We start from the raw sequence: 12,338 nt of genomic DNA, 5'->3' as shown, positions 1-12,338 counted from the left end.
CGGTCGCTTCGCCGATGTACGCGTCTCAGAAGCAGCGGCCGGCGTGTTCCGGGGGGCGTAGCTGTAGAGGCTTCCTGCTTGTTCCGGTGCCGTCGGTGGAGAAGACCATGTCGCCGCGGATGTTGATGTGGTCGTGCTTGGGAGTGGCGGCCCCGCTGGTGTAGGTCAGTGTCGCCAGGACGACGCCGGGCAGCGGCAGGCTTCGGGGCAGGACTCGCTGGTCTGTGCCGAGTGCCCGATCGGCCGGGTCTCCGTCTCCGGTGTGGCCGTACAGGACGGTCGCGGCCGAGTCCCCGGGTGGCGTCGCGTCGTGTGGTCCGGTCGACGGTGTGTCGGGTGTGGCCGGTGCTGGCGCTGTGTGCCGAGGCGGGCAGGTGCCGGCCAGCGGTGTCGTGGCGGTAGCCGGGGGGCGTGGTGGCGGAGCCGGCCTCGTCAGGCAGCCGGGCCTCGGGCGGAGGTACGGCCGCCGCCGGGTGTTGAGCTGCTCCGGGGGCACCATGCTTGCTGAGCCTTCTCGCGATGCTGGTGCTGTTGGGCGACGGAGGCAGCTTTGCTCTGCGTCGTCGCGATCTGGTCGTTCGGCGTCGCGACGGTGTATCTCTCCAAGATCCGTGCTTCCGGGTACGGGCTCGGCTCGTTCATGCCGTACCTCTGCCGCCACTGGTCCTTATCTCGCTCGGCGGGATCCTCGCCCGCCGAAAGTACCGAAGTTCGCAAAATGCCGCTGTTACGACTCGGATAGCCGAGGCGGCGGATTGCACGCTGACGCAAAGACAGTTTCCGTCTCAGTCGCCGGGAGTCCGGCGACCCACGGGAACAACAGAAACACCCTCCGTCGCGAGCCCGCTAATAAATAACCATTCGCCGGTTTGGCGGCAACAGGCAAAGATATTGCCCGGAACTGCAAATTGCACTCGCCGCATACCGGAAACGGGAGGGCCGGGCGGGCGGCGATAATTGATTCAACACCGTACCGGCGAGTACGACAAGGTTTTCGCCGCAGAACGGTCTCCTGGTGGAGGTACCACCACTGCCGCACCGGGTGCCAGCACTACCTTCGGGAGGTCTGGGGCGACAAATCGGGAACGTCCTTCCTATTGGGGCGGGAAACTGTCGTGGATGCCGCCAGTTCATTACCCCAATCGGAGGTAGACCGTCTTTTCAACGTCTGACATGCTCGGCTCGGCCGACAGCTCGGTGCGTGGGGTCACTTGAGACGGGCTATTTTTCCTCAGGGGTAGAGATGGAAATTGAGCTATTGGGATCGGTGACGCTTCGGCAAGCCGGCCGAGGGCACGGGGTCGCTTCCAGAAAGGTGCGGACGGTGCTCGCCCTGCTGGCCTTGTCGCCGGGGGTTCCGTTGTCGCTGGACACGCTCGCCGACGAGCTGTGGGCGGACAAACCGGTCTCCAACGTGCGAAACGCGTTGCAGGCCAACATCGCCCGGCTGCGGAAGCTGGTGTTCACCGTGACCGGCGAGCGCGAGGTGGTCCGCACGGTCAGCAGCGGTTATCTGATGACCGTGCCCGCCGAGGCGGTGGACGCGCACCGGTTCTCCGCGCTCGCCGCGCGTGGGACCGCGTTGCTCGGGCCGGATCCGCGGGGCGCCATCGCGGTGTTCGAGCAGGCGCTGCGGCTCTGGCGCGGGCCGGCGCTGCTCGACGTGGCCGATTGCTCCCGCTGCCGGATGGCCGCCGAACAGCTCAACGAGCATCGGCTGACCGTGCAGGAGGACCTGATCTCCGCGCGCCTGAAGGTCGGGGAGCACCACGGTCTTTCCCACGACCTGAAGCAGCTCGTCGCGGAGAACCCCGCCCGCGAACGGCTCAGCGAGTACCTGATGATCTCGCTTTACCGCGACGGCAGGCAGGGCGACGCGGTGTCGGTCTTCCACAGCACGCGCCAGTGGCTCAGCGCGGAACTCGGGCTGGAGCCGGGGCCGGGGCTGCGCAGGCTGTACCAGTCGATTCTCATGCAGGACCAGGTTCTCGACTGATCCGCCGGGGTCTCTTCCACCGCGTCAGCATGGCAGCGCCCGATGACTGTCTGCTGACACCGCGCCGACAGGCCCGCCGCGTCAGGAAGCTGTCAGAAGGGTGTCACCGCTCGCCGCTAGTTTCGGGCCGATCCCCAGAAACGGTCCCTGACGATCGGGAGTCCCCCATGACCACAGCCGTCTCCGAACGCATGCAGCAGATCCGCGAGATCGTCTGCACCCACCTCGAACTCGAGGACGCGGAGCTGACCGAAACCAGCGATTTCGCCGACGACCACGAGGCCGATTCGCTGTCGCTGATGGACGTGCTCGCCGCGCTGGAGAAGAAGTTCGGCGTCACGATCGACCAGGCGCAGTTCGCCAGGATGACCAACCTGCGCGCGGTGTACGAGGTCGTGTCGGAATCCGCGAGCTGGTAGAGACCATGTCGACGAGCATCGGCCGCCGGGTGGTCATCACCGGATGCGGGGTCGTGTCCAGCATCGGCATCGGGGTCCGGGAGTTCACCTCCGCACTGCGCGCCGGGCGCAGCGAGGTCCGGCCGATCTCGGTGTTCGACACCACCGGGTTCGCCCACGACAACGGCTGCGAGGTCACCGGGTTCGAGCCGGCCCGGTGGATCCGCACGCTCGACCCCGCCGACCTCGGCCGGGCCAGCCGGTTTTCCACCGCGGCCGCCCGGCTCGCGGTCGAGGATTCGGGGCTGCCGCTGGAAACCCTGCGCGGCGCGCGCACGCTCGTCTCGGTGGGCAGCACCGACGGCGAGGCGCACGAACTCGATCGCCTAGTCGCGCAGGAGCTTTCCGCCGGGCTGCCCGGCCTCGACCCGGGAGTGGTGCGCCGGATCTCCGCGGGCAGGCTCGCCACGTCGATCGCGCGCGAGCTGGAACTGACCGACGTCGAGACCGCGACGATCGCGACGGCCTGTTCCGCGGGCAACTACGCCATCGGCAACTCGCTCGACGCAATCCGGTGCGGGGACGCCGAGTTCGCTCTCTGCGGCGGCGCGGACGCGTTGTGCCGCAAGACCTTCACAGCGTTCTACCGGTTGCGCAGCATCGCCCCGGACTGCTGCCGTCCGTTCGACCGCAACCGGATGGGCATCCTCACCGGCGAAGGCGCGGGCATCCTGCTTCTGGAGAGCCTCGACTCAGCGCTCGCCCGCGGTGCCCGGATCTACGCGGAAGTGCTGGGGTACGGCATGTCCTGCGACGCGCACCATCCGGTGGCTCCGCACCAGGCCGGGATCGCGCGCTGCATGGAACTCGCGCTGGCCGACGCCGGGGTGAAGCCGGACGAGATCGACCTGATCTCCGCGCACGGCACCGGGACCAAAGCCAACGACATGACCGAGTCCGCGGCCATCCGGGACCTTTTCGGGCCGAAGCCGCCGCGCACCGTTTCGATGAAATCCATGCTGGGGCACTCGATGGGCGCGGCGAGCGCGCTGGCCGCGATCGGCTGTTCGATCGCGCTCACCGAGCAGTTCATCCCGCCCACCATCAACCACCGCGACACCGACCCGGACTGCCCGGTGGACTGCGTGCCCAACGAATCCGTCGACGCCGAACTCGACATCGTGCAGAACAACGGCTGGGCCTTCGGCGGCAACAACGCCGTGGTCCTGCTCGGCCGGTACGAGCGGCAGCCCCGAGAGGAGGCCGTGCGATGACCGCGCCCGCCCGGCGCCGTCCGGTCATCTCGGCCTGGACCGCCATCTCCCCCTTCGGCTACGGCCGGGAAGCGTTCGCCGGCGGCGTCCGTTCCCGGCGCGAGCCCGCCCTCGAACCCGGCGGGCCGGGCGATCCGGCGGCCGTCGTGCCCGGCTTCGACGTGCGGGAACTGTTCGGCCGCAAGAAAACCCGGGCGATGAACCGGGTCAGCGGGCTTACCGTGGCGGCCGCGCAGCAGCTGCTCGCCGACATGAAGCTCGCTCCGGAAGGCGATCGCGAGCACATCGGTTTCGTGCTCGGCACCACGACCGGCAGCGCGCAGAGCATGATGGACCTGACCCGCGCGTCGATCACCGGCGAGCAGCCCGACCACGTCGAGCCCGCGGCCGTTCCCGGCACCGTGATGAACTGCGCGGCCGGGCAGGCGGCGATCTGGCACGGGCTCAAGGGTCCCAACGCGACGATCGCCGCCGGGCGCACCACTGGTTTGCAGGCCTTGAACTACGCGCGCCGGCTGTTGATGACCGGACGCGCCGCGCAGGTGCTGTGCGGGGCCGCCGAGGAAAATTCCGACGCCCGGTCCTGGATGGAACACCATCGGCGCGGCGGTCCGGCGACGCTCGGCGAAGGCTGTGCCATGTTCCTACTTGAACCCGCGGACTCGGCTGACCCGCGCAGCGTGCTGGCGACGTTGACCGGTATCGACTCGCGGATCTGCCTCGACGGCGATCTCGCCGGGACCCTGCACGCCTTGGTGTCCTCGCTGTTGAACCGGTCTGGCATCGGGGCGGAACGGGTGTGGGCGGCGGTCGGCAGCCGTTTCCCCACTGGCTGGCCCGAGGACGCGACGCTCCGGCGGTTGTTCGGCGACGAGGTGACCGATCGGGTGCCTCCGGTGGATCTCATCGGCGATACCTCGGCGGCGACCTCGCTCTTCGGTCTGGCTTCGGTGCTCAGCCTCGCCGACGGGGCCGACCGCGGCGAGCAGGACCACATCGTGGTGACTGCCTGCGACGACGACGGTTCGGTGGCCGGTGCGCTGCTGCGGCTCGGCGGTGAGAGATGAGCAGAACCGCGCTCGTCACCGGCGGCTCGCGAGGGATCGGCCGGGCCGTCGTGCTCCGGCTGGCTCAGGACGGGTTCGACGTCGCCTTTTGCTACCACAGCAACCAAACCGCGGCGGACGTCCTCGTCAAGGAAGTCCTCGACCTGGGTGTCCGGGTCGAGGCCAGCCAGGTCGACGTCGCCGACGGCGAAGCGGTCACGGCGTGGGTGGAGCGCACGGCCGACGGGTTCGGCCCGCCGGAAGCGCTGGTCACCTCGGCCGGGATCACCCGGGACGGCTCGCTCGCGCTGATGTCCGAACCGGACTGGTCGAGTGTCCTGCGCACGAATCTCGACGGCGTCTTCCACGCGTGCCGTCCCGCCGTGTTCCGGATGATCAAGCGCCGCACCGGAAGCGTGGTGACGCTTTCCTCGGTGTCCGGCGTGCACGGCAATCCGACGCAGACCAACTACTCCGCGGCCAAGAGCGGGGTGCTGGGCTTCACGAAGGCGCTGGCCAAGGAAGTCGGCCGGTACGGGGTGCGGGTCAACTCCGTCGCGCCCGGCCTGATCGAGACCGACATGCTCGGCAAGCTGAGCGAAGCGACGCGCGAGAAGATGCTGCGGAACGTCCCGCTGCGCCGGTTCGGCAGGCCGGACGAGGTCGCGGACCTGGTGTCCTTCCTGGTTTCCGAACGCGCCTCCTACATCACCGGCAGCGTTTTCGAGGTGGACGGCGGCTTCGTCGTCTAGCCGGTCCTTCATCGCGGCCGCGCGGGCAAGCGCGGGCCGCGTCCTATCCGTGCGCTGGCGAAAGGACGTCATGAGCGCCGACAACGGTTTCATCCCGCGGCTCAAGACCGCGGTACTGGGCACGGCCGAGCGCCCGCTGGTGTTCCTCGGCAACTTCGAGGTCGAGGAGCAGTGGGCGGTCGGCGAGCAGGGACTGCCCAGGGTGTCCGCCCCGGGCGGCACGGCGGTCGTCAACAGCATGGACGAGTTCGCGTTGCTGCTGGGCGGGAAACGGGATCACGTGGTGCTCAAGCACGCGCCGGACCCCGGGTACCGCGGCTATCTGGAAGGGCTCGGCCTCGACCTGCCGCAAATCCACGTCATCGCGGACCCGGACCCGGCGCGCACGGTCAGCCAGGACGCCCTGCACGATCCGTGGCTGATCGCCGAGCTTTCCGCCTTGCGCACCGACGAAGCGCATCTGCTCGCGCACGGCGTCTCCGCGGTGGAGGAAGAGCTGTCCACTGCGACGGGGTTGCCGCTGGCCGCCCCGGACGCCGCCCGGTGCAAGGCGGTGAACAGCAAGATCTACAGCCGGCGCATCGCGGCCCAGCTCGGGTTGCGGCAGCCGAACGGCTGGGCCTGCGACACGCTCGAACTGCTCGACGAGGCCGTCACCGAGGCCGCTGCGGTGCTCGCGACCGGGCGGCGGGTCGTCGTCAAAGAGGCGTTCGGGGTGTCCGGCAAGGGAATCTCGGTGGTCTCCGACGAACGCAGGCTCGACCGGTTGCGCCGGATGATCTCCGCCGCCGCGCGGCGCAGGGGCCGGGAGCGGATCGCGTTCGTCGTCGAGGAGTGGGTCGACAAGCGCGCCGACCTCAACTACCAGTTCACCGTGAGCCGGGACGGTTCGGTGCGCTTCGACTTCGTCAAGGAGCTGATCACCGAGCACGGCGTCCACAAAGGACACCGGATTCCGCCTCGGCTGGACGAGGCGCAGCTCGAGAACATCCGGTCCGCGGCGCAGGCGCTCGGCGGGCAGCTGGCCGCCGACGGCTACTACGGCGTCGTCGGCGTGGACGCGATCGTCGAGCCGGACGGCGGCATCTTCCCGGTGCTGGAGATCAACGCCCGCAACAACATGTCCACCTATCAGGTGCCGGTGCAGGAACGCTTCGTCACCGCGGGCGAGACCGCGATGGCCCGGCACTACTCGCTGCGGCTCGGCGCCAGCGTCGGCTTCGACCGCTTCCGCGACGTGCTCGGCGGCCTGCTGTTCGACGGTTCCGGCAGCGGCCTGCTGGTGAACAACTTCGCCACCGTCAACGCCGGTGCGCAGACCGCCGGCGGAGCGCCGTTCGCCGGCCGCCTCTACGGCGTGCTCATCGGGGAGTCGGCCGCCGAGGTCGACCGGATCGACGCGCGGGTCGAACGCGCGCTGGCCGTCCTGCAGCAGGACTGAGCACCCGTTTCCGCCCAGCCGAAGAATGAGGAAGTTCTGTGACTGAAACCGTTCCGGAGTTCGCCGTCGTGTCCGGCGCCCAGGTGCACCAGGTGCTCGACGGGGCCGAGAAGCAGCTCGTCGAGCTGATCGAAGCGGCCTACCGGCTGCACGGGCGGCAGGAGACCGTCAACCCGCCCTCCTATTTCCTCCGGTTCCCGGACCGGCCGTCGGCGCGCATCATCGCGTTGCCCGCCTCGGTCGGCGGCGAGGTCGCGGTGGACGGGATCAAGTGGATCTCCAGCTTCCCGGAGAACGTCCGCTCCGGGCTGCCGCGCGCCTCGGCCGTGCTGATCCTCAACGACCAGAGCACCGGCTATCCGCTGGCCTGCATGGAAAGCTCGATCATCAGCGCGAGCCGGACCGCGGCGTCGGCGGCGCTGGCGGCCGACTGGCTCAGCCGGCGCGGCGAACGGCCGCGGCGGCTCGGGTTCGTCGGCACCGGCCTCATCGCGCGTTACGTGCACCGGTTCCTGATCGGCACCGGCTGGGACTTCGACGAGACCGCGGTGTTCGACCTCTCCGCCGAGCACGCCGCCGGGTTCCGGGGCTACCTGGAGAGCACCGGCGCGAGCGGGATCTCGGTGCGCGAGAGCGCCGAGGACCTGATCCGCGGCAGCGACCTGATCGTGTTCGCCACCGTGGCCGGGGAACCGCACGTGCACGATCCGGCCTGGTTCGCGCACCGCCCGCTGGTGCTGAACGTGTCCCTGCGCGACCTGTCCACCGAGGTGATCCTGGCGTCGGCGAACGTGGTCGACGACGTCGAGCACTGCCTGAAGGCCAACACCTCGGTGCACCTGGCCGAACAGGCCACCGGCGGACGCGACTTCCTCGACGGCACCCTCTTCGACGTGCTGACCGGGGCACTCGCCCTGGACGCGGACCGGCCGCTGGTGTTCTCGCCGTTCGGCCTCGGCGTGCTGGACCTCGCGGTCGGCAAGCACGTCCTGGACGAACTGCGCCGGCGCGGCGAACTGCGCACCGCCGGCGACTTCTTCTTCGAACTCGACCGCTACGGCCGGCGCTGATGCCGATCATCACCAGCCCGCACGAGTTCAACGTCGACGACCTGTTCGTCGACCTGAACGGGTGTACAGGGCGATCGCTCTACCTTAAATGCGAGGGCTTCAACTTCGCCGGCTCGATCAAGATCAAGGCCGCGACCGAGATGATCGGCGCGGCCGAACGGGACGGCACGCTGACGCCCGGCGCGACCCTCGTGGAGAGTTCGTCGGGCAACCTCGGGGTGGCGCTGAGCCTCGTCGCCGCCAGCCGGGGCTACCGGTTCATCTGCGTCACCGATTCGCGGTGCACCCTCGGCGCCCGGCAGCTCATGCAGACGCTCGGCGCCGAGGTGCACGTGATCACCGAACCGCATCCGGAGGACGGGCTGCTCGGCGCGCGGATCGCGCACGTGCGGCGGCTGTGCGCCGAGGGCGCGGAGGGCGCTGGCCGGGTGTGGCTCAACCAGTACGCGAACGCGGGCAACTGGCAGGCGCACTACCGCACCACCGGCCCGCAGATCGCGAGTTCGTTCCCCGGGGCCGACGTGGCGTTCATCGGGGCGGGCACCACCGGGACGCTGATGGGCTGCGCGCGCTACCTGCGCGAGCACTGTCCCGGGATGCGCGTGGTCGCGATCGACACGGTGGGTTCGGTGACCTTCGGGACCCCGGCCGCGCCGCGGATGATCCCCGGCCTCGGCACCGGGGTCCGGCCCGCGCTGCTCGACGAGTCCTTTGTGGACGATGTGGTGCACGTGCCGGAACTCGACACGGTGCGGATGTGCCGCAGGCTCGTCCGGGCGGGTTTCCTGTTCGGCGGCTCGACCGGCACCGTCGTCGCCGGGGCGCTGAGCTGGCTCGACCGGAACGCGGGCGGCGGCTGCGTCGCGGTGGCGGTCGCCCCCGACCTCGGCGACCGGTACCTCGACACGGTCTATCACGACCAGTGGGTGGCCGATCTCTACGGAGAGGCGGCGCTCGCCCCGCCCGCCGCGCTCGGGAGCTAGTACCACTCGAAATCGAGGTGCCACGCCCAGTGTGCGCACGATCACGAGGAGCCATCCTTAGACCGTCCGGCTTGCCGCCTGCGCGGCGGGAGGCCTGAAGCGGCCCAAGGAGTGCGGCTTTGCGAACGCTACCTCTGCTCCGTCTCGCGCGCTGGTGTGCCGGACGTCCCGGTCCGGTGCTGGCCGCGTGGCTGCTGTTCCTGGTCGCGGCGGCGAGCGAGGGCCTCGCCGCCACGACCGGTTTCGCGCCGGCCGGTTCCGTCCTCGCGGCCGGATGCCTGGTCACCGCGGTGCTGCTGGTGCTGGTGCTGGGTTCGCTGCGGCTGGCCGCGGTCGCGTTCGGGTATCTCGCGACGGTCGGGGTCAGCGCGCTCGGGGTGCTGCTGGCGGTGCCGGAAGCCGGTACGGGCTCGTTCGGCAGCTGGAGCCTCGCCCTGCTGCCCAGCATCACGGGCGCGGCCAACCATCTGCTGTTCGCGGTCCGCAGGCAGCAGGAAATGCCGCCGGGCAAGCACAACGCGTCCGACACGGCGCAGATCGTCGCCTCGACCGCCGGGCGGACCGCGCTCGTCACCGGGCTGGCGATGCTGTCCGCGATGACCGGGCTGTATCTGACCGGCGAACCGCAGGTCATGCGGCTGGCGGCGGCCGTGGTCCTGGTGGTCCTGGTGGAAGCGGCCGCGGCGCTGACGCTGCTCCCGGTGTTGCTGACCCGGAGCGCGCTGCCCGCGCGGAGGTCGTTCCAGTGGCACTGGCTGCCCCGGTTCGTCGCCCGGCTGCCGGCGAATTGGCGCTGCGGCAGCGCGGCAGGGCTGATCGGCGCGCTGGCCTGCACCACCGCGGCTCTCGCTTACGTCGTCTACCGCTACCTCAAATCGCCGACGCTGCCGCCGTTGCCCCTGGCGCTGCTGATCGGGCTGACCTCGCTGGCGGTCATCACGGCTTTCCGGCCGGTGGTGGTCGCGTTGACGACCGCGGTGCTTTCGGTCCTTTCGGCGCTGTTCGCGCTGACCATGCTCACCTGCCTGGACCCGCCGGCCCCGACGTGGCTGCCCGTGGCGCTGGTGGCGGTGCTCGCCGCGCCGACGACCGACATGCACGTCTGCCTGCTGCACCACTTCCGCGTCGAAGCGCTGACCGGGATGTCGCCCCAGCACGTGCTCGCGGAAGGCCTGCGCCGGGGCACGGTGGCGATTTCCAGCGCTAGTGTCGTGTCGATCGGGGTCTTCAGCGCGCTCGGGTTCGCCGGTACCGGTGCGCTGAGCGAGTTCGGCTGGGCGGCCGCCGCGGCGCTGGCGATCGACGTGCTGCTGATCCGGCTGGTGCTGCTGCCCTTGCTGCTCTCGCTGACCGGCCCGGTCCGCTGGTGGCGGCGGACCGGGCCGGGGGCTGCGCGAAAGTGACCGCGAGGGGTCACCCCGTGGTCGGGTGGCCGGTGAGGTCGAGGAAGGCTTCGTCGAGGGTCGGGCGGCGCAGGGCGAAATCCGCCAGTGCGACGCCGCGTTCGTGCAGCGCGTTCGCCGCCGCCGCGATTCCGCCGGACTCGTCGAGCAGTTCGAGGGAGATGCTGCACCGGCGCTCGTCCACGACTGGGGCACCGACCGCGACCGGCGTCAGGGCCGCCACTGCGTCCGCGAGTCCTTCGGGGTGTGCGACGGCGACCTCCAGCCGTTCGCGGCCGACCTTGCGCTTGAGTTCGTCGGCGGTTCCTTCCGCGACGCTCCGGCCTTTGTCGATGACCACGATCCGGTCGGCGAGGTAGTCAGCTTCTTCCAGGTACTGGGTGGTGAGCAGGACCGTGACGCCTTCGCCGACCAGTTCGCGGACCATCGTCCACAAGCCCATCCGGCTCGCCGGGTCCAGTCCGGTGGTCGGTTCGTCGAGGAAGAGCACCGAGGGCTTCGCGACCAGGCAGGTCGCGAGGTCCAGCCGTCGGCGCATTCCGCCGGAGTACGTGCCGACCGCGCGGTCGGCCGCCTCGGCGAGGTTGAACCGCTCCAGCAGTTCGCCCGCGCGGGCGCGCGCGCCGCGGCGGCCGAGGTGCAGGAGACGGCCCAGCAGCACCAGGTTCTGCCTGCCGGTCAGCAGTTCGTCCACGGCCGCGTACTGGCCGGCGAGCGCGATGTGCCGCTGGACCTGCTTGCGTTCCCGGACGATGTCGTGCCCGGCGACCAGCGCGCGGCCGCCGTCCGGCGGGAGCAGCGTCGCGAGCATCCGGACGGTGGTGGTTTTCCCGGCGCCGTTGGGGCCGAGCAAGCCGAGCACCGTGCCCGGCGGCACGGCGAGGTCGACGCCGGCGAGCGCTTCATGGTCACCGTAGCGTTTGCGGAGCCCTTCGGCTTCGATCGCGAGTTCTCGCATGTCAGCCCGCTTCCCGGAGGTTCTCAGGAGACAGATCGGTCCAGTGGCCGGAAATGTGCGCGAGGGCGTCTTCGCGGCTGCTCTCGCCGAGCGAAACGCGCCAGCCCGGCGGGATTTCCGCGAAGGCGGGCCACAGGCTGTACTGCCGCGCTTCGTTGACCAGGACCAGGAAAGTGCCGTTCTGGTCGTCAAACGGGTTTGTCATCTCGTACTCCGGATCGGTTAGGCGAGGCGGTAACGGCGGAAGCTCAGCAGGGTCGCCGCGGCGAAGAGCACGACCAGCGTCACCGCGACGACGACGCCGGGATGCTGGGCGGGAAACGAACTGTCCTCGGGCACCGGCACGCCCCACAGCTGGCGGCACAGCGTGGTGACCGAGCTGACCGGGTTCCATTCGGCGATCGGCCGGACCCAGGACGGCAGCTGGCTGACCGCCATGAACGCGTTGGAGAGGAAGGAAAGGCCGAGCGTCAGGACCGCGCCGACGCCGTCGATCGATTCGGGATTGCCCATGGACAGCCCGAGCAGCACGCCGACCCAGATCATCACGTAGAGGAAGACGGCGAGCACGGCGAGGCCGGCGAGCAGCGCGGGGAACCCGGCGTGCACGCGGCCGCCGACCGCCAGCCCGATCCCGGCGACGATCGCCAGCGCCACGAACCCCACCAGCGCGTCGCCGAGGGTGTGGCCGAACAGCACGGCGGGGCGCGAGATCGGCAGCGAGCGGAACCGGTCGGTCAGGCCGCCCTTGAGGTCCATCGCCACCGCGATCGCGGTCGGCGCGACCCCGGCGAGGCCGACCTGCATCAGCGCGGCCGGGAACAGGAATTCCGGATAGCTGCCGCCGCCTTCGACGCTCACCGCGCCCTTGAAGACGTAGCCGATGGCCAGCATGGTGATCAGCGAGTTCAGCGTGATCGCCAGCAGGCGGCCCGGCACCTTGCGCAGGTGGGTCAGCCGCCGTCCGGCCAGTGCGAAGGTTTCGACGGCGGCCGCCGTCACGGGGGTGGTCATCGT

12 protein-coding genes are annotated in these 12,338 nt (G+C 70.1%); 9 read left to right on the top strand and 3 right to left on the bottom strand.

Annotation, left to right across the window (positions count from 1 at the left end):
* The first annotated feature begins 1,243 nt into the window (after positions 1 to 1,243).
* From RPX00_RS21375 to RPX00_RS21335, 9 genes are all read left to right on the top strand, one after another.
* Positions 1,244 to 1,996, top strand: coding sequence for a BTAD domain-containing putative transcriptional regulator (locus RPX00_RS21375; protein WP_406641812.1), 753 nt, complete (start codon positions 1,244 to 1,246; stop codon positions 1,994 to 1,996).
* Positions 1,997 to 2,163: 167 nt separating this feature from the next.
* Positions 2,164 to 2,415, top strand: coding sequence for an acyl carrier protein (locus RPX00_RS21370; protein WP_406641810.1), 252 nt, complete (start codon positions 2,164 to 2,166; stop codon positions 2,413 to 2,415).
* 5 nt (positions 2,416 to 2,420) lie between these two features.
* Positions 2,421 to 3,668: a beta-ketoacyl-[acyl-carrier-protein] synthase family protein gene (locus tag RPX00_RS21365; protein ID WP_406641808.1), complete on the top strand. Its 1,248-nt coding sequence runs from the start codon at positions 2,421 to 2,423 to the stop codon at positions 3,666 to 3,668.
* Entirely contained in the window at positions 3,665 to 4,735 is a 1,071-nt protein-coding gene (locus RPX00_RS21360; RefSeq protein WP_406641806.1) for a beta-ketoacyl synthase N-terminal-like domain-containing protein, read from the top strand. Before RPX00_RS21365 ends, RPX00_RS21360 begins: the two co-directional genes overlap by 4 nt.
* Positions 4,732 to 5,466 (top strand): beta-ketoacyl-ACP reductase, encoded by a 735-nt coding sequence (locus RPX00_RS21355; protein ID WP_406641805.1) that lies wholly within the window; start codon positions 4,732 to 4,734, stop codon positions 5,464 to 5,466. Before RPX00_RS21360 ends, RPX00_RS21355 begins: the two co-directional genes overlap by 4 nt.
* A gap of 70 nt (positions 5,467 to 5,536) precedes the next feature.
* Positions 5,537 to 6,907 carry an ATP-grasp domain-containing protein gene (locus RPX00_RS21350; protein ID WP_406641803.1) on the top strand — a complete coding sequence of 457 codons (1,371 nt, stop codon included), beginning with the start codon at positions 5,537 to 5,539 and terminating at the stop codon, positions 6,905 to 6,907.
* Between the two features lie 38 nt (positions 6,908 to 6,945).
* Entirely contained in the window at positions 6,946 to 7,977 is a 1,032-nt protein-coding gene (gene sbnB, locus RPX00_RS21345; protein ID WP_406641801.1) for a 2,3-diaminopropionate biosynthesis protein SbnB, read from the top strand.
* A complete protein-coding gene (sbnA, locus tag RPX00_RS21340; protein ID WP_406641799.1) occupies positions 7,977 to 8,960 on the top strand; it encodes a 2,3-diaminopropionate biosynthesis protein SbnA in 984 nt (327 codons plus the stop codon). Before sbnB ends, sbnA begins: the two co-directional genes overlap by 1 nt.
* Before the next feature lie 119 nt (positions 8,961 to 9,079).
* Positions 9,080 to 10,363 carry an MMPL family transporter gene (locus RPX00_RS21335; protein ID WP_406641797.1) on the top strand — a complete coding sequence of 428 codons (1,284 nt, stop codon included), beginning with the start codon at positions 9,080 to 9,082 and terminating at the stop codon, positions 10,361 to 10,363.
* 10 nt (positions 10,364 to 10,373) lie between these two features.
* On the opposite strand, the gene RPX00_RS21330 is transcribed toward RPX00_RS21335, so the two are convergent.
* Genes RPX00_RS21330 through RPX00_RS21320 form a run of 3 tightly spaced genes read right to left on the bottom strand, consistent with a single transcriptional unit; the run spans position 10,374 to position 12,335 of the window.
* Positions 10,374 to 11,321 (bottom strand): ATP-binding cassette domain-containing protein, encoded by a 948-nt coding sequence (locus RPX00_RS21330; RefSeq protein WP_406641796.1) that lies wholly within the window; start codon positions 11,319 to 11,321, stop codon positions 10,374 to 10,376.
* Between the two features lies 1 nt (position 11,322).
* The gene (locus tag RPX00_RS21325) at positions 11,323 to 11,526 is read right to left on the bottom strand and encodes an MbtH family protein (protein ID WP_406641794.1); all 204 of its coding nucleotides are present in this window, start codon (positions 11,524 to 11,526) and stop codon (positions 11,323 to 11,325) included.
* 17 nt (positions 11,527 to 11,543) lie between these two features.
* A complete protein-coding gene (locus tag RPX00_RS21320; protein ID WP_406643037.1) occupies positions 11,544 to 12,335 on the bottom strand; it encodes an ABC transporter permease in 792 nt (263 codons plus the stop codon).
* Positions 12,336 to 12,338 lie beyond the last annotated feature (3 nt).

This window comes from Amycolatopsis sp. WGS_07 (genome assembly GCF_045278895.1).
In the GTDB taxonomy this organism is placed as follows: domain Bacteria; phylum Actinomycetota; class Actinomycetes; order Mycobacteriales; family Pseudonocardiaceae; genus Amycolatopsis.
This window is presented reverse-complemented; position numbering and strand designations above follow the sequence as displayed.